The organism is Hyphomonas jannaschiana VP2 (genome assembly GCF_000685215.1).
In the GTDB taxonomy this organism is placed as follows: domain Bacteria; phylum Pseudomonadota; class Alphaproteobacteria; order Caulobacterales; family Hyphomonadaceae; genus Hyphomonas; species Hyphomonas jannaschiana.
The window spans coordinates 290184-313327 of sequence record NZ_ARYJ01000003.1; the positions used below are offsets into that span (position 1 = coordinate 290184).

Sequence of the window (23144 nt, forward strand, 5' to 3'; positions counted from 1 at the left end):
GACAGACCTGTGGCAAAACTTGATGACGGCAGCTTTTTGTATGCGATGGATGACAAGCCCTGGTACCGGTTCATTCAAAATCCGGATGATGCAATCAGACTGCTTCACGTAGATGAAACAGCTCAGCAGGTTGTCTTTGTACAACGCTTCAGCGCCGATACTCGCCACCACATGCACACCCATCACTGCACGGCGATCGCCTATACACTGTCGGGCACCTGGAAGTATGATGATACCGAAATTCCAGAAGGTACGCTGGCTTATGAACCTTACAAATCCACCCACACGCCGATGACTTCCGATGGGAATGTTGCCGACGTTCTGGTGATCCTGACAGCGATCAATAAGGATGGGCGTTTTCTGGAACTACATGGTGAGGATGGCGAATCCTTCGAGCTAAATCTTGAAGTGTTCAAGCTCATGGATTCCATGAGTCCGGAAGAATTCCTCGACTTCCAGAGAGCTCAGGCGGGCGCTGGTGGAAGCGCAGATTGACGATCTGGAGCGTGTACCGGAAGAGGCCAATCGACCCTTCTGAATGGGGCGACGGGTCCCTTCCTCCGCTCCGCCATGGCGGAGAAGGTTGGTTTGAAGGGGCTCTGTCGAAGGTCCGCTTTCAAACCCATTTATCACTCATAGCAGGCAAGTAGAACATGGAACCAACAACTCTGTCCTGGATCATTGTCGTGGTCACAGGGTCCGTTGTCGCAAAATTTTTAGGGCTTCTGATGAAGCGCCGTGACCCAGGCCCGGTGGCTGGGCCCGTGTTGGGCGTCATCGGAGCCGTCGCCGCCTGGCAGGGCGGAACGCTACTGGGACTGATCGATCCGGCGAATACCGTCATGGCAGGCCTTTCCGCCGCAGCGGGCGGCGCAGTCCTGTACGTTGCTGGTGCCCTGTTTAAAGGCCGCTAACAGGGCAGGGCTGGGCCGTCGCGCGGCTCGTCACCCGCGTCCCTCCCGCCAGGCTTTGAGCGCTTCATTGTTGGGATCCGGACGGCTGGAAAGGTCAACCGGAGGATCTTCAGGCGAGATGTCAAATGTCTCGATCAGACGGGTCTGCATAAGGTAAAAGCCGATTGCCTGCACAAGCTCGACAAGCTCTCTCAGGGGAAGTCTCTGGCGAAAATACTCGAACGTTTCGGGGGAAGGGCGCGGGCCGGCGGCAAGTTCTTCGCCCATCCGGGCTGCCATGCGGTGATGTTCTGACAAGGTTTCGCAGGAGCTTCCCTGCCGGGCCGAAAGGATCAGTTCTTCAGTCAGGCCGACGCCGCGCGAGACGCTCTCGAGAAGGATGCGCTCGTATTTCGAGCCAACAACAGTGCACATGCGGATGAGCGCCACCTGACGCGTTACGGGGTCCAGGGTACCGCGGTTAAGCACGCTGTCTGAGAGCCGCAGAACACTTTCCATGTTTCCCGGCGCGTGGGCCATCACTTTAATGATGTTTATCTTTGGCGAGACATTGATCATGTTTTGCACACGCGGATCGAGACCTTCAGTTTCAGGATAAGGAATATTGGTCATGGGTGCCTCCCGTAAAAGTTTCTTGCGACCATAAAGTAAGGAGGCTAACAATAGTGGGAATTCCTGGCAGGACAAGGTGCAATTTTCTTTGGAAACCTGCAGCTGACGTATCAGTCGAGCGCCGTAGCTTGTGGCCGGATTAGGGCGGACGGGAAGAGAGCGGTTGCACAGGAGGTCTACGGGTGAGCAGTCAGAAGCCAATAACAATACTCGCAGTGATCGCGCTTGCGGCACCGTCCCTTATATCTCAGTTCATCAGTGCACCATTTATTGGCGTTGTGCCGGGTCTGTATGCAAAGTATGCAGGTCTGTCCATGGCGTCGATTTCCGCTGTAGTCCTGTTTTCGCGTATCTTTGACGCGATTACTGACCCGGTTATCGGTCTTCTTTCTGACCGATACAAAAGGGAATGGGGAACGCGGAAGCCCTGGCTCGTTTTTGGTTTTGTCGTTACGGCGCTTGCCGCCTGGTTCGTGTCTTCGCCCCCGGAAAGTTCCGGACTCATTCATTTCGCTGTATGGAGTCTTGTTTTCTATTTTGGCTGGACCATGATCGAGGTGCCGCACAACGCGTGGGCTGCCGAAATCACGGAAAACTACAATCGCCGTACCACCGTATTTTTCGCGAAGACCATGTTTGCGGCCGTTGGGGCATTTGTCTTTGCTCTTGTGCCACTTTTGCCTCTGTTTGAGACAACTGAGTTCACGTTCGAGACAATGCGTGTGGCGGCCGTGATATTCGTTCTGCTGGGTCTGGTCTGCGTCATTTCTGCTGTTCGCTTCGCCCCAAGTGGTGAGTCGCTGCCGCGGCAGAGCGGCATGAAGCTCGGGCCGGAATTCCTGTTCTCCATGTTTGAAAATGGACCGTTCGCGCGCTTCATTTTTGCTTTCGTCATTAGTGGTCTCGCGGCAGGCATGAACGGAACGCTGCAGTTCGTGTTCCTCGATTCCTATCTTGGTCTTGGTGAGCACGTGTCCGTTGCGCTTGGCAGCGGTGTTTTTCTCGGCATCTTCGGCATCGCGGGTTGGTATCTATTGATGCTGCGTATGCAGAAGCATCGCGCCTGGGCAATCTCATTGGCGCTGGGCGCTGGATGGATCCTCGCACCTGCGCTCCTCGCGCCGGGCGAGCAGGCGTTGATCCCCTATATGGTAATGTTCGCCGGCATGGTTCTCTCCATCGGTGCGGGCCTGATCGCGCCTTACACATTGCTGGGAGACATCATCGATTTTGACCGCTGGAAAACGGGGGAGGACCGTGCCGGCGCTTACTTCGCGGTGTTCCTGTTCGCAGTGAAACTGAATACCGCCCTTGGAGGGGCCGCTGCCTTCTTCCTGCTTGACCTGACCGGCTATGACGCCGCGGCCGGAAGCCAGAGCGCGGTTGCGAGTCTCGGTATACGTCTGGCATTTGCGATCGTGCCGGGGATCTTGTTCCTGGTGGGATGCGCCGTCATGTGGACCTATCCGCTGACCCGCGCGCGGCACCAGGAGATTCTCGCTGAACTGGAAGTGAGGTCCGCCGACCTTGCGAAGGATGGCCGAAAGGAGAAAGCTGTCGCCGGAAGTGCCGCGCCGGCGACGAGCTGAGATAAACTTTCAGTCTGTCTTGTAGAGCGTCGACTGGTAATACCGGACACATGCATAAAGCAGGATCATGTTATACAGTGTGCCTCCTATCGCGTAGATAAAGCCAGGCATCTGCGCGCCGGAGACGAAAGCGTCGAATGACATATAGCCCCAGCCAGATGGCGAAAGCAGGAAGAAATAGCGATAAACGGCATCTTCCGGGATAAACTTCAGGGCAAGGGGGGAGATGATGATGAAGCTGATGAATTTGAACAGGGCGAGCGCTTCAACCTTATTGGCGGCATAGGACGCGACGCCAAGCGACGTGACCGGGCCCATCAATGCAAGGCTGGCAGCCACGACAACGAGTTCACTATAAGTAATGGGCAGGGCGTGCCAGGTGATGTTCATCACAAGGACGGTCAGAAGCGGCCAGAGCAGAAGATAGATGGTCATCAGAACCGTGCGGGTCAGCAGCATAGCCGATGGCTGGATTGGCGTAATCGCGAGCGCGCTGCGTACGCCGGTATCTTTCTCGTCTACCATCAGCAGGCCGAACAGGAACCCAAAGCCGCTTGGGCCAGTCATTACAGACATGATGATCAGGAAGGGAAACCATTCCACCATCGTGGCATTGTCGTGATTGAAGTAACCGACAACTGTGATGATCGCCACAACGACCGCGGACAGGCCGACATTGATGAGCATGACGCCGTCGCGCATGATTCCGCGCGCATCCAGTGAGATGATCGAGGCAAAGGCACGCATGATGAACCTCCTGGCCTTACCGGCCTTCTGAGATGATGGATTGCTTGAATTCGCGAAGGGCCCACACCCAGCCAAGGGCGATCCAGAAAACCTGGTATCCAAGCGCATATCCCCATTCTGCAGCAGAAAGGAGGCTGGGGTCTGCGGCGCCATTGAACGCCATCAGCATGGCGTAGGAGGGCAGCAAGGCAAACGCCCAGCGCGCGGGCTCAGGGATGAGGCCGAAATGCGCCAGGAGCGGTGTGAACAGTATGGTTGTGGAAAACAGGAGAATGATCATCAGCCCGTTCATGGAGGGCGCGCGCGCCACAAGGGCAAGGCCCAGTAGAACGGCAACCGTATTTGAGAGGATGAGCGACAGGATCATCAGCGGCCAGTCAAAGCTGCCGTCCAGGGCAAACCAGGCGACTGCAAGACCCGAGAGGATTCCGTTAACAGACATGGTCAGCGTTTTTGACGCCACATAGACGCTTGGTGGAGATGGGGTGACCCCGAGGGCCGACAGGACCCGGCTGGCTTTTTCCATCATGACGATGGCGCCAATGAAGCTGAGGCCGATCAGGGCGGGATCGGTGAAGATGAAGAAGGAGGCGGCCGGAACAGGTAGCGGATCGACCGGCAGGAGCAGAACGAACACAATGATCGCCGCCGTACTGATGACGTTGGCGACATAGATATAGTTGCGTGCCTGCAGGGTTATGTCCCAGCGCAGCATGTTGATGAGCTGGCTCATGGAGCCACCTCTTCGCTGTCTGCTTCAAGGTTCACGCCGGTGACTTCAACGAACACCTGATCAAGCGTTGCTTCCTGGCTGTGGATGGTCTGAATTTCGTGGTCCCGAAGGGCGCTCTGGAAGGAGGCATTCGCGCCCAGGCCGTCCAGCGGGAAGACCTCATTGTGCGGCTGTCCGTTCGAATTCAGGTAGGTAACCTTCACGTTGCGTTGGCCGTAGCGCGCCTTGAGGGCCTCCACCGAATCGAGCGCCGCCATGTTGCCTCGCACCATGAAGCCACACCGGTCGCACAGCTCTTCCACATCGAACATGTTGTGCGTGGTCAGCACGACGGTCTTTCCCATGGCCTGCTGGTCGCGGATGATTTGCTTGACGATGCGGGCATTGACGGGGTCGAGGCCGGATGTTGGTTCGTCAAAAAAGAGAAGATCAGGATCGTGAAGCAGGGCACGGATGAAATTCAGGCGCATCATCATGCCTTTGGAATAGTCGGAGACACGCACATCTGCTGCTTTTCCCAGGCCAACCATCTCCATAAGTTCCATGGGATCACGAGTCTTGCTCTTGTAGAGCGACGCGAAGAAGCGGAGGTTTTCTGCGCCGGTCAGGCGCAGGAAGTGATTTGGTAATTCAAACCCGACGCCGATCCGTTCGTAATAATCTGCTCCCCAGCTCTCGATCCCCCGGTCGAGGATTGTCACGGAGCCGCTCTGCAGCCGCCGGAACTGGTGTGTCAGAACCTTCTGGATGGTGCTTTTGCCCGCACCGGAAGGGCCGAGCAGGCCGAACACCTCTCCCTTGCGCACGGCAAAGGAAACGCCGTTGACTGCGGGCTTCGTGGTTTTCGGGTAGGTATAGACAAGATTGCGGACATCAATGATGTCGGCGCCGGTATGAGGTTCCATCCCTTTATCCTTGTTATCCTTGGAGAGCTTTTTCGAATTCGGCGTGATCGCCAGAACTCCTGTTGTTCCGCCGGAGCGGCCTGAGTGACTCATATTGATATGGCGCCTAACGAATATGTCAACAGACAGCAGACCCGTTTGGCCTAACTTGTGCCGACCACGCCGCCATCGCTGGTTATGACCTCGCCGACGACGTAAGCGCCGGCGCGCGAACTGAGGAAGATGGCCAGGCCAGCAATATCTTCCGGTGTGCCGACGCGTCCGCGGGGATTGGCGTCACCGAACGTTTTCCAGAGCGTGTCGTCCATACGTCCGCCAAATCCGGATGCGAGCATTTTGGTGGGGTAGGCTCCGGGTGCGATTGCGTTGCAGTTTATGTGTTCTCGCGTGAGGTGTGCAGCGAGAAAGCGTGTCAGGTGATGCACAGCCGCTTTTGAAGCTCCGTAGGAAAATACGTCGAAGCGGGAGGATTTCAGGCCATCAACCGATCCAATATTGATGATGCGCGCCGGATCATGTTCCGTGCCGGCAGCGCGGAGTAGAGGGAGGAGCTTCTGAATAAGGAAAAAGACGCTCTTGACGTTGACGTTCATGACCTTGTCCCAGCCCGCTTCCGGGAATTCATCAATTGAGCCGCCCCAGGAGGCGCCGGCATTGTTGACGAGAATATCCAGCCCCGACTCTCGCTCCGCCATCTCGGCTGCCAGGTGCCGGACGCCGTCAAGACCAGACAAGTCGGCAGGTATGGGAATGCACTCCCCGCCATAGGTTTCCTCCAATCGCGAGGCGGTCTCGGCGCAGGCGCTTTCATTGCGGGATGAAATGTAGACTTTGGCATCAGCGGCCAGGAAACCGGCAGCGATCATCTCTCCTATGCCGCGTGATCCGCCGGTTACCAGAACAGTCTTTCCGGTGACCGAGAAAATGTCCTCGAAGTTGGGGCGCATCCCTTGTCTCCCTGACGCACACGTTTCCTGTTCCCCCCTGGTGTTCCGATTGATGAAGGCTCGGCGTGGGGGCTGCTGTGCTTATGATCGAATAAGATAAGGCGCCTAACTAAATAGTCAATTCAATATCTTCTTCGGTGTGGATAACCCTTTGAAGGGAACGGGCCTTGAGGTGATCTGTCTTGGTATGTGGCGTAGAACGATGGGGGAAACGCTCTTCAGAGGCTTAAAGGCCTCCCCGCAGATCTTGGAGGACGCGGTGTCTGAGAGCCGTTTGTCTACATGGACAAAGACTCATTCAAATCCGTCTGACGTGCCTACTGGTCAGCTTTTCCGGGTGGATTACAGACTTCGCGAAAGCCTGCAGCCATGAATTTCGCCATTCGTTCCTTGATGGATTCGAAGTCATCGGATTTGCAAATACCGCCAGACAGTTTGTCGATACGTCCTGTGCGTGCCAGCGTGAGCAGAAGTGCACCACTCACGAAGTGGTATCCCCAGAAAATGTCTTCTTCCGAGCACTCCGGCATCGCCTTCTTCAGGAGATCGATCAGTCGAAGGACGACCGGGTCGAAATGCTCGTCCATCATTTCGGCGCCCCATTCGGGCGTGTTTGCGATCTGCGCGCTGAGAGCGCCGTAATTTTTCCAGCCTGTGCCACCCTGGCTGTAAAGGTCTAGGTCGGTGTCGAGAAAGGCCCGCAGGGCGCCTTCGACCGTCGGTTTCCCGTTCGCGGATTTTTCGTAAGCGTCCAGGGCCTCGATCCGGGTTGTGCTCGTGATGACGGCACGACGGCCGAATGCCTTGTCGAGGAGTTGTTTCTTGTCCTTGAAATAGTAGTGCAGCAGCGTGTGGTGGACACCTGCGCGTTTGGCCACGTCTTTAAGGGTCACGCCGTGGAAGCCGTTTTTCGAGAAAAGGTATTCGGCTTCGTCGAGTATGAGTTCCATCGTCTCCGCCCGTTGTTCGGCTTTCGACATTCGACGACGGTTGTTCGTTTGCTTGGTCACTACGGTATTCACTTGTCTCGGTTCCATTTTATCAATGGTGTAACGTGTTTTCAGTCAACCTTCACACTGAGTTGCACGGACCGGAAGCATTGGGGGCTTCTTTCTGATTAGCCTTGGCGTCGCCAGTTGCATCCAATTTCCGGAAGCACGGTCTGCCACCTGAAGGAAATTGACCCAACTTTGGCGGAGCGTGCCGCAGGGCCCGCTCGCGAGCCGTCTTTCTTCTGTTTCTTTCCGAGGGGGCCGCAAATCCGGAGGCAAAGTCACGCGATTTACTTTTTTCATTCACACGAGAGTGAATTTTATTGACATGCGCTTCCAACTGGTCTCCAAGTGCCCCCCGAAAGGCGACCAAACGTCTTCGCCTAGGGAGGAAAATATGAATCTACGGCTTCTCGCTTCCGCGTCAGCAATTTCGATTTCTGTTTTGGCGGCTCCGGCGTTCGCGCAGGATAATGCAACGAATAATGAGACTTCACGTGAAACACCCGAGGGTGAGGCACGTCAGGACAAGGTCATCGTGACGGCAACCCGGCGGGAACAAAGCCTGCAGGATGTGCCGTTGGCGGTCACAGCTTTCCAGCAGGAAGCCATGTCGGAAAAAGGTATCGTCAGCTATGACGGCCTCGCCCGCGAAACACCCGGCATCGTGCTGAACCAGCCAACGGCCAACTTCAACACAATCACCACGCGCGGCATCGCCACCAACGGCTACGGCGCCAACCTGCAGGCTGCCACCGCGATCTACATCAACGAGCTTCCGATCTCCTCGAACGGCAACTCGACCATTCTCGACCCGACCCTGTTCGATGTGGAGCGGGTGGAAGTTCTGCGCGGGCCGCAGGGTACGCTGTTCGGCGCGAACTCGCTGTCCGGCGCTGTGCGCATTCTCACCAAGAAGCCCAATCCGAACAAGTTTGAAGCGTCCACCCTGGTCGATTTCGGCCTGACCGATGGAGATGCCCTTCGCCAGCGCTATAACGGGATGGTCAATATCCCGCTCATGGAAGACAAACTGGCGCTGCGGGTTGTTGGTTTTTACCGCGATGAGGACGGCTGGGTCGATAATCTCGGGACCGGTATCGAAGGGGCGAACTCATTGAAGGCGGTCGGTGGCCGCGCGCACCTGCTGTGGGAGCCGACCGACAAATTCGACCTCGGCCTGCTCATCATCCGTGAGGATAACGAGCCTGCGGATTCGAGTCTCACCAATCCGGACCGGGGTGAATTCATTCGTTATACGGATCGTCCTGACCTCTTCCAGTCCGACATGACCAGCTACAACCTGACGGCCAACTGGGACATGGACTTCGCGACTCTCACCAGTTCCTCGAACTATTCCAAGATCGACGGCAAGTTCATCGTCGACCTGGCGGGCACGTTCGGCGGAACCATTCCTTTTGCACTTGATGCCGTCGGACATGACGAAAACTTCGTGCAGGAAGTCCGTCTGGCGTCTGCGGATGGCGGCAACTGGGACTGGATCGTCGGCGGCTTCTACTTCAACAAGCGCCGTGACATCGACTACGACTACCGCTCTTCGCAGGAATTCCTCGATACGCGTGGTCTGACGGGCCTTCCGGATGAGTACTACTATCGCTTCAAGGGCTATTTCGACGCCATCGAATCGGCGGCGTTCGGTGAACTGACCTATCACTTCTCCGATAAATTGTGGGCGACGGGCGGACTGCGCTATACCGAAACCTCGGTTCAGTCTCACACCCTTGCCGGTGGCTACAACTCCAACTACCTGGTCGCTGCGCTCTACGGCCTGACCAATACGGCTCTCACGATTACGCCGGTTGTTGCGGCGGACGGGCTCAAGGTCGAAGCCGACAATTTGTCCTACAAGGGCAGCCTCTCCTACAAGCCGGTGGACAATGTGACGACTTACGCGTCGATTGCGACGGGCTTCCGCTCGCCGGTGGCGAACGCTCGTGCTGGCCTCGCCAGCGGTGTGGACCCCAACGACATCATCATCCCGAACGGCGCGGATTCGGATACGCTCATCAGTTATGAAGTCGGCATGAAGGGCGCCTTCTTCGACCGCAAACTGACCGCGAATCTCGCCGCCTACTATATCAACTGGGAAGACATCCAGGTTCAGGCCAACCGCCTGTCAGACCAGGCCCAGTTCGCGACCAATATCGGTAAGGCAGTCAGCCAGGGGCTCGAATTCGAGATCGGCTATTATCCCGGCAATGGCTTCAGCCTGTTCGCCAACGGTTCGATCAGCGACACAGAGATCACGGACCTGACCGATGAGGAAGCCGCGATCTCGGGGGCCGAGGAAGGGCTGCAACTCGCCATGCCCGACTTCCAGGGAGCCCTCACGGCGCGCTACGATTTTGATATTGGCGACAAGGACGCCTTCGTGACCGCCACGGCCGCCTATGTCGGCGACTTCCCGGCCATGTTGCCGAACGTGCCGGGCCAGCCGGGTGTTCCAGCCGCGACGTTCGATTACACCGATGCCTACACGGTCGTGAATGCGCAGGCTGGAATCTCGAAAAACGACTGGAAAGTCGTCGCTTATGTCGAGAACCTGTTTGACGACAGCTCGATCACCTACGTCCATCCGGAAGGCTTCCTCGACAGCCGCTATGCCCGTGTGCGCCCGCAGACGGTCGGCGTCCGGTTCAGCTACGAGTACTAGGCAGACCGGAGATGATACCGATGCTGACAGGTTTTCCGGCCGGCAGGTGGCAGATGATGCCGAAAGCGGTTGTGTTTGCTCTGCTCATTCTTGTGTGCATGCCGCTGCTGGTGGCGGGGTGCGCAACGGAACAGGCTGGAAAGCCGGTTGGCGAAATCGTGACGGACACGCCCGCGGGGATGGTTCGGGGGCGGGTCATGGGGGATGTCGCAGTCTATCGCGGCATCCCCTACGCTCTGCCGCCCACGGGTGCGCGTCGTTGGGCGCCGCCGCAGGCGGTTCCTGACTGGGAAGGTGAACGCTCCGCGCTGGCCTTCGGGCCAGCCTGTCCGCAACCGGCCTCCCTGCCGGGGAATATCTACGCGACCGAACTCGGCGCGACCGATGAAGATTGTCTCAGCCTCAATGTCTGGGCACCCGCAAACGCAGAGAAGGCTCCGGTTTTCGTCTGGATTCATGGCGGGTCGCTGACCAGCGGCGCCGGCAGTCTCGACATGTATGACGGCGCACGGCTGGCTAGCGAGCAGGGCCTCGTGGTCGTCACGATCAACTACCGTCTCGGCGTACTTGGCTACCTCGCTCATCCGGGGCTGAGCGCCGAGTCCGGGCAGGGCATCTCCGGCAATTACGGCCTGATGGACCAGATCCTGGCGCTGGAATGGGTCAAGCGGAACATCTCTGCCTTCGGCGGTGATGCCGACAATGTCACGGTGGCCGGAGAGTCAGCCGGCGCCCTCAGCGTCGTCATGCTGATGACCTCGCCCAAAGCGAAAGGCCTGTTCGACAAGGCCGTTGCGGAAAGCGCCTACATGGTGACGATGGCATCGCTGAAGGAAGAGCGCAGCGGCCTGCCGTCTGCCGAGGCGACCGGTGAGGCGCTGGCCCGTAAAATGGGCGCTGACGATGTCGGCGCCCTTCGCGCGATGTCTGCGGACAAGCTGGTCAACCTGTCCCGCAAGGCGGGCTACTTCCCGTTCCCGGTCATCGACGGCGTGTACGAGACCGGCCAGATGGTCGAGATTTTCGACAAGGGCGAGCAAGCGCCTGTGCCGGTCCTTGCCGGTTTCAATGAAGGTGAGATCCGTTCCCTCCGTTTCCTCCTGCCGCCGATACCAAAGAGTGCCGAGGCCTATGAGGCCGCGATCCGGAACGGCTATGGCGAACTATCCGGCCGCTACCTGGAGCTTTACCCCTCCGACAATCTGGATGCGAGCATGCTGGCCACCACACGTGACGCCATGTATGGCTGGACGGCGGAGCGCCTCGCCGCATCCCAAACCGCATACGGACATCCTTCCTTCTTCTACCTGTTCGACCATAGCTATCCTGAGGCCGACCGGCTTGGCCTGCGTGCCTTCCATGCTTCCGAAATTCCTTACGTGTTTGGAACCATGAAAAAAGCCGTCGCGCCATGGCCGGAGATTCCGGATACCGACGAGGAGCGGGCGCTATCGGAAGACATGATGCAATATTGGGCCAGCTTCGCGCGGAATGGCCAGCCGGTCGCCGATGGGCCCCCGGACTGGCCCGCTTATGGCAATACGGCCACAGGCATGATTTTCGCCGAAGAGCCGAAGACCTGGGACCTGCTCGCCCGAGAGCGGTTCGACTTGCACGAAGAGGTGGTTTGCCGCCGCCGCGCCGCCGGTGACATTCCATGGAACTGGAATGTCGGCATCCTCTCTCCCCCTCTGCCGCCAAAGGAAGCCGCATGCGAATGATCGACGGTTCGATACAGGACTATGCGCTGACCCTCGACAAGCTTCTCGACCATGGTGCCAAATGGCATTCCGGGAAGGAAGTCGTGACGGCCCACGCAGATGGCAGCACGAGCCGCATAAACTATGCGGGGCTGCGAAGCCGTGCAAAGCGGGTCACCGCGATGCTCCAGAGGCTTGGCGTGTCGCAAGGCGACCGGGTAGCGACGCTTTGCTGGAATACGCAGGCGCATATGGAATGCTGGTATGGCATCATGGGCATGGGCGCGGTCTGCCATACGCTCAACCCGCGCCTGACGGCGGAGCAGATCGCCTGGATGCTCGGACAGTCCGAAGCAGAGATCCTGTTCGTCAGTGCAGACCTTGCGCCCCTTGCGTCAAAAGTGGTGCAGCAGGCGACGCATATAAGGAAAATTCTGGTGATCGATCCGGAGCAGGCGGACTTGCCCACCCTGGGTGCCTTGCCGTCAGCTCAGCTCATGGAAGAGCTGCTCACGGACGATGATGACGACCCGCCCTGGGGAACGTTTCCGGAAACGACCCCCTGCGGCCTCTGTTTCACGTCGGGTACGACGGGTGATCCGAAAGGCGTGACTTACACGCACCGGGGAAACTTCCTGCACACATTGCGCCAGCTTCAGGCTGATGTCTCTGGGATGACATCGCATGATGTCGTGCTGCCCGTTGTTCCCATGTTCCATGCCAGCGCATGGGGGCTTCCATTTTCGGCACCTGCCACGGGGGCAAAACTCGTTTTTCCGGGCCGTCATACAGATGGCGAGCGGCTGGCACGCCTGATCGTGGATGAGGGGGTCACCATCGCCGTCGGGGTTCCGACGGTATGGCTGGGCGTGTTCGACTATGCCGATGCGGTTGGCCTGGCGTTTCCAACATTGAAAAGTGTGATGGTCGGGGGCGCCCCGATGCATCCAGCCCTTATGAAGCGGATTGAAGATCGCGGTATCAGTGTGCAGACGACATGGGGCATGACGGAACTGTCTCCGCTCGGCACCGCTGCGCCGCCGGGGGATGCGCGCTCGCCGGACACGGCTGGCCGGCCCGCGATCGGGATCGATCTCATGCTCGCGGACAGCACAGGCAAACCGCTGGAAGAACAGAGGGGGCAGGAAGGTCACCTCTGGGTCCGGGGGACATCTGTTGTAGAGCGATATTTCGGCCATCTGGAACCGGCGACACGCAATGGCTGGTTTTCGACAGGCGATCTCGCTCGCCTGAATGATGACGGCCAGCTCTTCATTACCGGACGTGCCAAGGACCTGATCAAGTCCGGCGGAGAATGGATAAATCCGACTGAAATCGAAACGCTCGTGTCCGGTTTGCCGGAAGTCGCGCTTGCGGCTGTTATCGGCCAGCCGCACGAGAAATGGGGCGAGCGGCCCCTGCTTCTTGTTGAGTTCCGCAATGGAAGCGCTCTGAGCGATCAGGCGCTGCTGGAACCTTTGAAGGGGCAGGTGCCATCCTGGTGGATTCCGGAAGACATTATTCGCCTGAGCGAGATTCCTCTGGCGCCGACCGGGAAGATCGACAAGAAGCGCCTGCGCAGCATCTACAGTGCCCCGGAAGTTGCCGGCGGCTAAGGGGAGTGACCATGGCTTCGCAGACCCGGTTCCGGACTCTCCTTCTGGCCATTGCAGCCACAGCTCTTTCTGCCTGCGGCAATCCGGCGCCTGAAGTCTCGGCGCGGCCCCTGGTCGAACTCCGGCAGGGCGTGCTGGCGGGTGAATATGAAGGCAAACTCGATGTGTTTCGAGGCATCCCCTATGCGGCGCCTCCGGTCGGGAGCGCGCGATGGATCGCGCCCGGGCCGGCCCCCGCCTGGGAAGGCGTGCGTGATGCCTCGTCTTTCGGTCCGGCCTGCATCCAGCCACCGGTTCCCGAAACCAGCCTCTATTACGATCCGCCTACGGAAATTTCAGAGGACTGCCTCACCCTGAATGTGTGGGCTGGCGCCGATGCAGAGACAGCCCCGGTCATTGTATGGATCCATGGCGGATCCCTGCGGATCGGAAGTAGCGCTGAGCCGATGTATGACGGATCGGAATTTGCCGATCGCGGCGTCGTGTTCGTTTCGGTCAATTACCGCCTCGGCGTGCTGGGCTATCTGGCCCATGCAGATCTCAGCGCGGAAGCGCCTGACGGGGTATCCGGTAATTACGGCCTGCGCGACCAGATCGCAGCGCTGCAATGGGTCCGGGACAATATCCACGCCTTTGGCGGCGATCCGGAGAATGTGACGATCATGGGGGAGTCGGCGGGTGCCCTCAGCGTCTCCTATCTCCTGACCAGTCCGCAGGCTGAAGGCCTTTTCCACAAGGCGATTATCGAGAGCCCCAATGCGCGGAATTTCCCGGAGCTCAAAACAGCGGCTTACGGCCTGCCATCGGCAGAAGCGACGGGGGCTTCAGTCTTTGAGAGCCTTGGCCTGGAAACGCTGGACGCTGCCCGCGCCATGGACGCTCAGGACCTGACCAACCGGGCGGGATTTTTCGCGCAGGGCACGATCGACGGCAAAGTGCTGCCGCTTCAGATTGTCGATGCTTTCGATACGGGCCGTTTCGCAAAAGTGCCCGTCCTCGCCGGGTTCAACAGCGGTGAAGTCCGCTCCCAGCGTGCCTTCGCGCCGCGCCCGCCGGATTCCGCCGAGACCTACGAAGCGGAGATCGCCGCGCGGTATGGCGACATGACGGAGGCGTTCCTCGACATATATCCCGCTGACGACCTGCAGGGATCGATCCTCGCCACGTTACGCGACGCGATCTATGGCTGGGCGGCTGAGCGGATCGTCCGGAAGGAAGCCGCAGCGGGACAGCCGGCGTTCATGTATGTCTTCGACTATTGCTACCCGGCTGCAGAGGCCGCGGATCTCTGTGCCTTCCATGCGAGTGAATTGCCGTTCGTGTTCGGCAATCTGGATTCGGAAATCCTGCCTCCGAACTGGCCCGTTCCGGACGGCGACCAGGATCGGGCCATCTCCGACACCCTGCTGGATTACTGGACGTCCTTCGCTGCAACAGGCCGGCCGGAGAGCGTCTATGGTCCGGTATGGTCATCCTATGATCAGGATCAGTCATACCTTGATATTGGTCAGACCCTGAGAAGTCGCACCGATCCCATGCCCGGAATGTTCGAACTGCACGAGCAACTGGTCGCCCAACGCAAGGCGGCCGGTGAGCCCTGGTTCCTGAATATCGGCCTGGGAGCGCAGCCCCTGAGGGATGCCGCAGGGGACGACGCAGAATAAGAGAACCTATTCGTGTTCGGTCTTGTTCGGCGCGGTGTAGGTGATCCCGGTATCGTAATGATCACGCCAGTTCCCGGGCGGTAAGGGCAGGGCCCGGCTGTCTTCGCTGCGAGCCGGAGTGAACGCCTTCTGCGGCGCTGGCGTGCGCATCTGTTCCAGCCAGAAGACACCGTCATAAACACCGCTGTTCCCCCGCGTTGAAACGAGGTCGACGTCACCGTCGCCGTCCATGTCCCGCGGGATGAAACCGTCATACATGCCCCGCACGCGCCGGGAAATGTCGTGTCTTTTCCAGTCCTTACGTACGTTGCCGGGGTTCTCGAACCAGGCGATGCGTCCCACGGTGGAGCTGGCCGTGACGCCGGGACTGTCCTCGGCGCGGGAGGCCCCTGAATAGGCCCCGGCGAGAATGTTGAGACCGGAATACCCGCCTGTAATGGCGTCGAGGTCGCCGTCGCCATCGATGTCTGCCATCGCAATGCCTGCAATGAGATCCGGGAGGGTGTTGCCGATCCGGTAGAAGGTCCAGGGTTGGTCGAGGTTCTCCGGCTGTTTCAGCCAGCCGAGCCCGCCGATCATCGGGTTGCCGGATTCCTCTGGCGATGCTTCGTGAACCGACACGATCAGGTCCTTGCGCCCGTCGCCATCAAGGTCTGCGAAAGCGGACTGAAAGGCATTGGACATACCGGTCCAGCCGGGCGGAACAGGAAAGCCTGCCGTGATCGCGATCGGGTGCGCTGTAACAGCGAGGCTGCCGTCCGGCAGTGTGCCGGTGTTTTCGAGGACCGCCATTTCCATCATCTGCCGCGCCGCGACCAGCACGTCCGGGTCGCCATCATTGTCGATGTCGACCGGCATGGCCGTATTCGGCACCACTTCCCATGACAGGGCCTGTTCCTGCCAGCTGTCCTGCTGCAGCGGGTCGCCATGTAGACGGAACAGGGATGTCGGGTGCGCCGCGCCTGGGTGGTTCGGGTCGAGAATGTCGGCTGTGCCCTTGTTGGCGGCAAGCACATCCAGCCGTCCGTCCCCATCCATATCCGTGATGAAAACACGCAGCCACGAACCGCGTCCCTCCGTGACTTGCGGAATGATGCGGTCCCATCTTGCCGAGCGGAAATCCTTGCCGGGGTTCTGGACATAGAGCAGATGCGCCTCTTCGCAGGCCGCGACGAGGTCTGGCCAGCCATCGCCGTCGATGTCTCCAATGGCAATATCCTCGATGGCGCCGACTTCCGCGCCCTCCGCGACCGTGATGTTGATCCAGGTATCAGGATCGGCGGTTCCGAAGGCGATACGCAGATGGTTCGAGTCCTCGTGAACCGACACGATGTCGAGGTATCCGTCGCCGTCGAGATCCGCCATGGCAAGGCCGTCGCCGCCACGGATCGGAAGTCCGCCATTTACCTGCTCATCGTCGACCGTATGTTCCTGCCACGAAATATACCGGCCATCAGGTGCCTGCGCGTCGCTGGGTGTGTCGGCGACGGTCAGGATCGCAGGCGGCATGTCCGCCGGAGGAGGACTGGTCGCTGACTGGCAGGCCGATGTCACCAGCACGGCGGAGCCGAGCAAAAGCGATCTGCGAAAGAGTGCGCGGGTGTCCGGTGTCTTCCTCACAGTTCCAGCCTCTCAATGTCTGCCCGGATATTTCTTGCGGCGAGCACATAGTGCAGGCAAGCCCAGAGCGCGCCGATCACGCCGCAGATCAGCATGGCTGTCGCGAGTGGGGACCTGAAGCCGGAGGTCGCGAAAATATCGCTGAGCGTGCCCACGATCAGCGGGCCGAGGCCAAGGCCGATCAGGTTCAGGATGAAGAAGAGGATGGCTGAGGTCAGGGCCCGCATCCGGGCGTTGACCAGGCTGTGCGAGACCGCAATGACCGCGCCAAGATAAGCGGCCGTCAGGAAGTGGAACGGCGCCGTCAGGATCAGTGCGACGAGAACAGAGTCCGACGTCAGCGCGACGAGCAGGACCGGGACGATCAGGAAGGTGAGGATGCCCGGTGTCCAGAGATACCAGCGAGCGTCGCGCGCCCCGAACTTGTCGGCCATCCAGCCGCCGAAGAAGGATCCCAGCGCACCGCCAATGCCGTTCGTCAGAGCCATCCAGGTGCCCACCGTGCTGAGGCTTAGCTCGAAGTTGCGCAGGAAGTAGGAGGGGAACCAGTTGCCGATGCCATAGATGAGGAAGGCCTGAAGGCTGGCCGCCATGGCGATGTGCCGGAAAGAAACCCGGGTCCAGAGGAGGCGGGCCACATCGAGCGCCGGCGGGGCCGCGATGCTCTTCTTTTCAGTGCCCTCGGACCAGCCCCGAATGGGTTCGCGGACCGTCAGCCGTACCACCAGCGCAATCACTATGCCGGGCAAGCCGACCACGAAGAAAGCGAGGCGCCAACCGAACGTTTCGGCAATCCGGCTGCCGAGGGCAAAGCCGATCAGGATGCCGATATAGATGCCGATGGAATAGACAGACAGCGCAAGGGCGCGGTTCTTCGGCTTGAAAATATCCGAAATCATGGAGTGGGCTGGCGGGCTGCCGCCTGCCTCGCCGACGCCGACGCCAATACGGGCCAGCAGGAGGTGTGTATAATTCCCGGCGAGACCACATATGGCCGTCATCGCACTCCAGACGGTCAGTGCGAGTGCAATGATGTTGCGGCGGACTCCCTGATCCGCCCAACGGGCGATCGGGATACCGCAAATCACGTAGAAGAGCGCGAAGGCAAAGCCGGTCAGCAGGCCGAGTTGAGTGTCCGACAGGTTCAGTTCGGCCTTGATCGGCTCCTGCAGGATCACCAGCAGTTGCCGGTCCACGAAGTTGAGAACGTAAACGGTTGTCAGGATCAGAAGGACGTAAATCCGGTAAGGCCCGCTTGAGTAGGCGGTCCGTGGCTGATCCGTCGCTGGCTGTGGTCCGGGCGCGCCCGTCTGTGCGGACTGAATGTTTTCGGCCGTCACTTTTTCCTCCCATGTGGAATTTTTTGTGCGCCGCTTGCTGCGGCTGAAGAGTGCGAACGTGCAGGGTGTCTCCCGTGCGAGAAGGGGGCTTGCTTCGGCTGGGGGACAGGGGCCCCGGTTATCCGGAACGAGCGCAGGCGATGAGATAGGCGAGTCAAAAGGTTGCGGACGTGGTCGCAAGATATTCACTCAAAAGTGAGTGAAGTCAATCGTGACAGGAAGGCAGTCTTGTCTGCGATGGACAAGAGGCTGCCCTGCCGAGCTACGGGCGGCTGGATAAGTTGTCTGTAAAGGCCCTGCAGGCGGTGCGCTGTCCGTGAGCCGCGGCATGGCTGTGGCGGCGCACGTTCCGAAAAGCTGTGAGGCGGTATGTCCATCCACCGTGTCAGCCCACCCTCAGCTGACCTGAGACGAAAGACAGCCTTACGAGGGGATCCCACGCTTCAGCTCAGGAAATCAAAGCCTCAGTGCGCGAGGCCGTAGAGATCTATCGCACGGTCCAGAACGACGGTGTCGTCGATGTCATTCGGGTGGAAGTCCTTGCGGAAGAACTTCCAATAGTGCGTCCAGTTTCCGCGAATAAGGCCGCCGCGCGCAAAAAGAAAACGCATGGCCTGACCGACGGTGCGCCAGAATGGCGGTTTATCCCGCCGGTACATGTGCAGCAGGCTGCGCAATTGGTAGCGGACCAGAAACTCCCAGCTCATGAGCACCATGGCTTTGCGAAGCATGCCCTGAGTGCCGCCAGCCGCCTTATAGACGTCGAAGGCCACGGACTTGTGCTCGATCTCTTCGACAGCATGCCAGCGCCAGACCTGGGCGACATCCGAATTGGCGTTCTCGATCCAGCCGTCCTGTTTCAGCAACTGGCCTGCGATGGTCGCAGTGAGGTGTTCGTAGGCCACGGTCGTGGCCAGCCAGAATAACGGATCCATATCCTGAAGCGTTTTGGCGTCGCCGCGGATCGCGCCTTCCAGATAGTCGAGGTCGTATCCTCTCAACTCGCAAAGACGTTCGTTGAACCGCTGATGCTCCCGGCGGTGAACATATTCCTGTGCCATGAAGCCGCGGACGGCCTCGCGCAAGGATTCATCCCTGACGCACGCCTCGTGCGCACGCACGCTGTCGATGAACGATTTTTCCCCATACGGAAAAAGGATCGACATCGAATTGAAGAAAGCCGTTCTGAACCAATCGTCATCATTCCACTCGGCTGCAAGCGCTGAACCGAGGTCAAAGCTTAAATTCCGTGGCTTGATCGAAGTCATAATGGCCTTCCTCAAAAAAGTAGTAATAACTATCTTATTGGGCGCGCATGGTTTGTCAATCTTGGGAATCGTATTCCGGCGGATGGCAGAAGTGCCTAATTCAAAAGGTTCATCTCGGGATGGCGCCCCGAAATCCCATCGGCAATCATGCGCGCCGATCCGCAGGACATGGTCCAGCCGAGCGTTCCATGTCCGGTGTTCAGCCAGAGGTTCCGGTGCTTCGACCGGCCGACAAAGGGCACGCTGTCCGGCGTCATCGGGCGGTGCCCGCACCAGAAATTGCGTTCCTGCGTTTCGGCGAGTCCGGGGAACAGGCTGAACACGGAGCGCTCGAGTGTGCGCTGGCGTTTTGGATGGAGGCTGCGGTCGAACCCGGCAAGCTCGGCCATGCCACCGACACGCACACGATCACCGAGACGCGTCGTTGCGACTTTGAACGTCTCGTCCAGCAAAGTCGATTGCGGTGCATACTGTTCATCCACGACCGGCAGCGTGATGGAATAGCCCTTCACGGGATATATCGGCAGCCGGATGCCGACCTGACGCGTCAGCTGGGGCGACCAGCTGCCCCCGGCGAGCACAAACGCGTCCGCCTCCACGGCTTGCAAACCGATGTGTGCGGTGACGATGCCATCATGTTCGCTCAGGCCGTCCACCATCGTGTTCCATTGAAACTGTACGCCGCGCGCCTGCGCAATCTCTGCCAGGGCGTTTGTGAACTTGAAGCAGTCACCCGTCTCGTCCCCCGGCAGGCGCAGGCCGCCGGTGATTGGTTCGGCGGCGCCGGCAAGGCCCGGTTCCGCCTGGCAGCAGCCCGCACGGTCCAGCAGCTCGAAAGTAATGCCGCTGGCTTTCAGGACTTCGATGTCACGGGCAGCCGTTTCGTATTGCTTCTGGGTACGGAATACCTGCAGCGTGCCTTGAGAGCGCTGGTCGTACTCGATGCCTTCCTCGGCCCGTAGTGACTGCAGCATGTCACGGCTGTATGTCGCCAGGCGCACCATCTTCGCCTTGTTTGCCGCATAGCGTTCAGAGGTGCAGTTGCGCAGCATGGCGAGCCCCCATGTCACCATGGCCGGGTCGATGCTTTGCAGGCGCAGGATCAGGGGCGCATGCTCCATGAACAGCCATTTCAGGGCTTTCGCAGGCACATCGGGTGATGCCCATGGGGCGGCATAGCCGGGCGAGATTTCGCCGGCATTGGCAAAGCTGGTTTCCTGCGCAGGCCCGGGCATGCGATCGATAACGGTCACCTCGTGGCCATCGCGCGCCGCATAATAGGCCGTGGTGATGCCCACCACGCCGCCGCCAAGTACGACGACTTTCATTCCGGTGTCTCCTCTGCGCCCGCGGGCGGCTCATGCAAATAGGTCCGGGCGAAACGGCGCCCGAGACCTGTCAGGATTTCATGGGGCGTTGTGGCCAGCAGCTGCGCGAGATCCGCAACCGACTGGTTCGGGCCGATCAGTTCGACTGTGTCACCGGGGCGGATCAGGTGGTCAGCAACGTCCGTTACATCGGCCGCGCAACTGTCCATCGACACCCGTCCGACCAGGGGCAGGCGATGACCGCGGAACCAGACGGCGCCGCCTTTGCCGCTGAGCGCCCGAGGCCAGCCATCGGCATAACCCGCGGAAATCGTCGCGATCCGCCGCGGACCCGGCGCGACATAGTCGAGGCCATAGCCGACGCCCGTGCCGGCTTCGATCCGGCGGATCTGGATGATGCGTGCCTCCAGCGAGACGGCAGGCTGCAGGTCAGCCCCCATGCCTGGGCCGGGCGCGACGCCATAGAGGGCAAGGCCGGGCCTGAGAACATGCCCCGCCGACGAGGGCAGGCTGAGCGTGGCGGCCGAATTTGCAATCGAGCAGGGGACGCCGGGCAGGCGGTTGGAGAAGTGCCGGAAGCGTTCGATCTGGCGGGCGTTCGCCGGGGCGTCCGGAGTGTCCGCGCAGGCCATGTGCGTCATCAGCAGGTGATGCGTCACTGATCCGGTATAGTCCGGCATAGTCATGAGGTGGTCCAGTTCCGTCGCACTGAGACCCAGCCGGGACATGCCCGTGTCCACCTGAAGTGCCGCCGGAAGCGTCCGGCCCAGCTCGCGCGCCGTGGCCGCCCAGTCGAGGGCCTGCTCCAGCGTGTTCAGCACCGGAATGATCCGGGCCTCGGCACACAGCGCTTCGCTGCCCGGCGCCAGTCCGTTGAGCACATAGAGCGCGGCGCTGCCCGGCAGCAGGGATTTGAGAACAAGCGCTTCAGCCAGGTGGGCAACAAAGAACTCACGGCAGCCGATCTCTGCCAGCATCGGAGAAATCCGTTCTGCGCCAAGGCCGTAGGCGTTCGCCTTGACCACGGCGCCGACGCGTGATGCCGGGTGCATCCGGCCCAGCCTCTGCCAGTTTTCCGCAACAGCGCCGAGATCGACGATCAGCCGCCCGGCCTCATCCCTGCAGGGCGGTCGGTTCGAAACGGTCTGGTCAGGCAGGCAGGGGGCGGGAAAGGCTGCCTCAGTTGTCATCCGCGAGAATGCCCAGAATGGCGAGCTTCTCGACCGGCGGAAGCGGACCGGCATCACGCACAACCCTGAACGCCTCATCCGCGACGTCCAGCGTATGGTCGATGTCCGCTTCGGTCATGGCAGCGCAGATGAACATATTGTGCCACGGATGGAAGTAGACGCCGCGCTTCATCAGGGCCTGGTTCCAGGCATAGCCTTTGGACAAGCCCGGATCGTCATTGAACATTATCAGCGGCAGCTCCGCCGGGCCTGTCTGGCGCAGGGCGAAGCCGTTGCGGTTCGCGGCTTCGTCGAGGCCTTTGCGCAGGCGCTGGCCGAGGGCCTGTGTGCGCTCGAGATAGTCGGTCTCGCGGATCAGCTTCATCGTCTCGATGGCCGCGGCCATCGGTGCTGCGGAGAACCAGTATGACCCGGTGGCATAAATGGTGGCGCCCGCATTGCGGGCTTTTTCCGCGCCCAGCAGGGCCGAGATCGGGTGGCCGTTGGCAATCGCCTTGCCCCAGCTGGAGAGATCGGGTTTCACACCGACACGTGACCAGCTGGAATCGCGGGCGAGCCGGAAACCTGCGCGGACATCGTCCACAACCAGCAACGCGCCGGCTTCGTCGCAGAGTTCGCGGGCGCGGCGGGCATATTCAGGTGTCGGATCTTCCTGGTCGATGAATGTGTCGTGCTTGATCGGCGCAGCGAAGATAGCGGCAAGGTCGTCGCCCGCTTCTTTCACGGCAGCCTCGAGGCTTTCGACGTCATTATAGGTGTAGAAGATCTGGTTGGCGCGGTCGTTGGGTGTGGTGCCATTCTTCAGCGGTGTGCACCAGGGCGCGGCCCCGTGATAGGCACCTTTGGCGAGGACAATGGTTTTCTTCCGGGTGAAGTTGCGGGCGATCATCAGTGCCATGGTGGTCGCGTCTGTACCGTTCTTGCAGAACATCGCCCAGTCCGCATGGGAGACCATGGAGGTCATCTGTTCGGCAAGTTCCACCATCAGACCGGATGGGCCGGTCATCGTGTCGCCCTTCTTCAGCTGGGCGATATAGGCGGCATCAATGCCTTCATGGCCGTATCCAAACAGGTTCGGGCCGTAGCCGCACATATAGTCGATATATTTATTGCCATCAGCGTCCCACAGATAAGCGCCGGAGGCGCGCTCGAAGAACTGAGGATAGTCATCCGGCAGCAGTCGAACCGATTGGTGGCCATACATACCGCCGGGAATTACGGCTTCTGCGCGTTCACGAAGCGACTTGTCTTCAGAGTTGGTCCACATGTTGTCCTCACTGCGCATCCGAATAAGATAGTTTTGAC

The 23144-nt window shown here is 59.8% G+C and carries 19 protein-coding genes; 7 read left to right on the top strand and 12 right to left on the bottom strand.

From position 1 onward, the window contains the following. Window positions 1-9 precede the first annotated feature (9 nt). Both HJA_RS06110 and HJA_RS06115 read left to right on the top strand, forming a co-directional pair. Window positions 10-495: a cupin domain-containing protein gene (locus HJA_RS06110; RefSeq protein ID WP_035579491.1), complete on the top strand. Its 486-nt coding sequence runs from the start codon at window positions 10-12 to the stop codon at window positions 493-495. A gap of 158 nt (window positions 496-653) precedes the next feature. Then, the gene (locus HJA_RS06115; protein WP_035579492.1) at window positions 654-914 is read left to right on the top strand and encodes a hypothetical protein; all 261 of its coding nucleotides are present in this window, start codon (window positions 654-656) and stop codon (window positions 912-914) included. 30 nt (window positions 915-944) lie between these two features. On the opposite strand, the gene HJA_RS06120 is transcribed toward HJA_RS06115, so the two are convergent. Beyond that, window positions 945-1601: a carboxymuconolactone decarboxylase family protein gene (locus tag HJA_RS06120; protein WP_155839879.1), complete on the bottom strand. Its 657-nt coding sequence runs from the start codon at window positions 1599-1601 to the stop codon at window positions 945-947. A gap of 107 nt (window positions 1602-1708) precedes the next feature. On the opposite strand from HJA_RS06120, the gene HJA_RS06125 reads away from it, so the two are divergent. After that, window positions 1709-3115, top strand: a complete 1407-nt coding sequence (locus HJA_RS06125) for an MFS transporter (RefSeq protein WP_081814562.1) — start codon at window positions 1709-1711, stop codon at window positions 3113-3115. A gap of 9 nt (window positions 3116-3124) precedes the next feature. Here HJA_RS06125 and HJA_RS06130 read toward each other — a convergent pair whose 3' ends face one another. The 5 genes from HJA_RS06130 to HJA_RS06150 form a co-directional block, all read right to left on the bottom strand. Continuing rightward, a complete protein-coding gene (locus HJA_RS06130) occupies window positions 3125-3862 on the bottom strand; it encodes a hypothetical protein (protein ID WP_035579498.1) in 738 nt (245 codons plus the stop codon). Between the two features lie 16 nt (window positions 3863-3878). After that, a complete protein-coding gene (locus HJA_RS06135; RefSeq protein ID WP_035579499.1) occupies window positions 3879-4595 on the bottom strand; it encodes a fluoroquinolone export ABC transporter permease subunit in 717 nt (238 codons plus the stop codon). Next, window positions 4592-5500, bottom strand: coding sequence for an ABC transporter ATP-binding protein (locus tag HJA_RS06140; RefSeq protein ID WP_035579792.1), 909 nt, complete (start codon window positions 5498-5500; stop codon window positions 4592-4594). The genes HJA_RS06135 and HJA_RS06140 overlap by 4 nt, the downstream gene beginning before the upstream one ends. Before the next feature lie 143 nt (window positions 5501-5643). After that, complete coding sequence (locus HJA_RS06145; RefSeq protein ID WP_035579501.1) at window positions 5644-6447, bottom strand: SDR family oxidoreductase; 804 nt, start codon at window positions 6445-6447, stop codon at window positions 5644-5646. A gap of 317 nt (window positions 6448-6764) precedes the next feature. Then, window positions 6765-7397 carry a TetR/AcrR family transcriptional regulator gene (locus HJA_RS06150; RefSeq protein ID WP_081814579.1) on the bottom strand — a complete coding sequence of 211 codons (633 nt, stop codon included), beginning with the start codon at window positions 7395-7397 and terminating at the stop codon, window positions 6765-6767. A 439-nt stretch (window positions 7398-7836) separates the two neighbouring features. Here HJA_RS06150 and HJA_RS06155 point away from each other — a divergent pair, with 439 nt between their 5' ends. The 4 genes from HJA_RS06155 to HJA_RS06170 are packed head-to-tail and all read left to right on the top strand — an operon-like array spanning window position 7837 to window position 15093. Continuing rightward, window positions 7837-10113 (top strand): TonB-dependent receptor, encoded by a 2277-nt coding sequence (locus HJA_RS06155; RefSeq protein ID WP_035579505.1) that lies wholly within the window; start codon window positions 7837-7839, stop codon window positions 10111-10113. Window positions 10114-10133: 20 nt separating this feature from the next. Beyond that, the gene (locus HJA_RS06160; protein WP_206741681.1) at window positions 10134-11834 is read left to right on the top strand and encodes a carboxylesterase/lipase family protein; all 1701 of its coding nucleotides are present in this window, start codon (window positions 10134-10136) and stop codon (window positions 11832-11834) included. Next, window positions 11831-13429, top strand: a complete 1599-nt coding sequence (locus HJA_RS06165; protein WP_035579506.1) for a long-chain-fatty-acid--CoA ligase — start codon at window positions 11831-11833, stop codon at window positions 13427-13429. Before HJA_RS06160 ends, HJA_RS06165 begins: the two co-directional genes overlap by 4 nt. An 11-nt stretch (window positions 13430-13440) precedes the next feature. Next, complete coding sequence (locus HJA_RS06170; RefSeq protein ID WP_035579508.1) at window positions 13441-15093, top strand: carboxylesterase/lipase family protein; 1653 nt, start codon at window positions 13441-13443, stop codon at window positions 15091-15093. Between the two features lie 6 nt (window positions 15094-15099). Here HJA_RS06170 and HJA_RS06175 read toward each other — a convergent pair whose 3' ends face one another. From HJA_RS06175 to HJA_RS06200, 6 genes are all read right to left on the bottom strand, one after another. Continuing rightward, window positions 15100-16668 carry an FG-GAP repeat domain-containing protein gene (locus tag HJA_RS06175; protein ID WP_206741682.1) on the bottom strand — a complete coding sequence of 523 codons (1569 nt, stop codon included), beginning with the start codon at window positions 16666-16668 and terminating at the stop codon, window positions 15100-15102. A gap of 41 nt (window positions 16669-16709) precedes the next feature. After that, the gene (locus HJA_RS06180; RefSeq protein WP_206741683.1) at window positions 16710-18053 is read right to left on the bottom strand and encodes a spinster family MFS transporter; all 1344 of its coding nucleotides are present in this window, start codon (window positions 18051-18053) and stop codon (window positions 16710-16712) included. Window positions 18054-18517: 464 nt separating this feature from the next. After that, window positions 18518-19321, bottom strand: a complete 804-nt coding sequence (locus HJA_RS06185; protein WP_035579510.1) for a metal-dependent hydrolase — start codon at window positions 19319-19321, stop codon at window positions 18518-18520. A gap of 95 nt (window positions 19322-19416) precedes the next feature. Next, on the bottom strand, window positions 19417-20649 hold the full coding sequence (locus HJA_RS06190; RefSeq protein WP_035579512.1) for a D-amino acid dehydrogenase: 1233 nt from the start codon (window positions 20647-20649) through the stop codon (window positions 19417-19419). After that, the gene (gene alr / locus HJA_RS06195) at window positions 20646-21839 is read right to left on the bottom strand and encodes an alanine racemase (RefSeq protein ID WP_035579514.1); all 1194 of its coding nucleotides are present in this window, start codon (window positions 21837-21839) and stop codon (window positions 20646-20648) included. The genes HJA_RS06190 and alr overlap by 4 nt, the downstream gene beginning before the upstream one ends. After that, on the bottom strand, window positions 21829-23106 hold the full coding sequence (locus HJA_RS06200; protein ID WP_035579804.1) for an aminotransferase class III-fold pyridoxal phosphate-dependent enzyme: 1278 nt from the start codon (window positions 23104-23106) through the stop codon (window positions 21829-21831). The genes alr and HJA_RS06200 overlap by 11 nt, the downstream gene beginning before the upstream one ends. Window positions 23107-23144 lie beyond the last annotated feature (38 nt).

Excerpts from the sequence above, each read along its gene's own strand:
- HJA_RS06115 (WP_035579492.1), top strand. The coding sequence starts at position 654 with ATGGAACCAACAACTCTGTCCTGGATCATTGTCGTGGTCACAGGGTCC.
- HJA_RS06130 (WP_035579498.1), bottom strand. The coding sequence starts at position 3,862 with ATGCGTGCCTTTGCCTCGATCATCTCACTGGATGCGCGCGGAATCATG.
- HJA_RS06135 (WP_035579499.1), bottom strand. The coding sequence starts at position 4,595 with ATGAGCCAGCTCATCAACATGCTGCGCTGGGACATAACCCTGCAGGCA.
- HJA_RS06140 (WP_035579792.1), bottom strand. The coding sequence starts at position 5,500 with ATGGAACCTCATACCGGCGCCGACATCATTGATGTCCGCAATCTTGTC.
- HJA_RS06145 (WP_035579501.1), bottom strand. The coding sequence starts at position 6,447 with ATGCGCCCCAACTTCGAGGACATTTTCTCGGTCACCGGAAAGACTGTT.
- HJA_RS06150 (WP_081814579.1), bottom strand. The coding sequence starts at position 7,397 with ATGGAACTCATACTCGACGAAGCCGAATACCTTTTCTCGAAAAACGGC.
- HJA_RS06155 (WP_035579505.1), top strand. The coding sequence starts at position 7,837 with ATGAATCTACGGCTTCTCGCTTCCGCGTCAGCAATTTCGATTTCTGTT.
- HJA_RS06160 (WP_206741681.1), top strand. The coding sequence starts at position 10,134 with ATGCTGACAGGTTTTCCGGCCGGCAGGTGGCAGATGATGCCGAAAGCG.
- HJA_RS06165 (WP_035579506.1), top strand. The coding sequence starts at position 11,831 with ATGATCGACGGTTCGATACAGGACTATGCGCTGACCCTCGACAAGCTT.
- HJA_RS06170 (WP_035579508.1), top strand. The coding sequence starts at position 13,441 with ATGGCTTCGCAGACCCGGTTCCGGACTCTCCTTCTGGCCATTGCAGCC.
- HJA_RS06185 (WP_035579510.1), bottom strand. The coding sequence starts at position 19,321 with ATGACTTCGATCAAGCCACGGAATTTAAGCTTTGACCTCGGTTCAGCG.
- HJA_RS06190 (WP_035579512.1), bottom strand. The coding sequence starts at position 20,649 with ATGAAAGTCGTCGTACTTGGCGGCGGCGTGGTGGGCATCACCACGGCC.
- alr (WP_035579514.1), bottom strand. The coding sequence starts at position 21,839 with ATGACAACTGAGGCAGCCTTTCCCGCCCCCTGCCTGCCTGACCAGACC.
- HJA_RS06200 (WP_035579804.1), bottom strand. The coding sequence starts at position 23,106 with ATGTGGACCAACTCTGAAGACAAGTCGCTTCGTGAACGCGCAGAAGCC.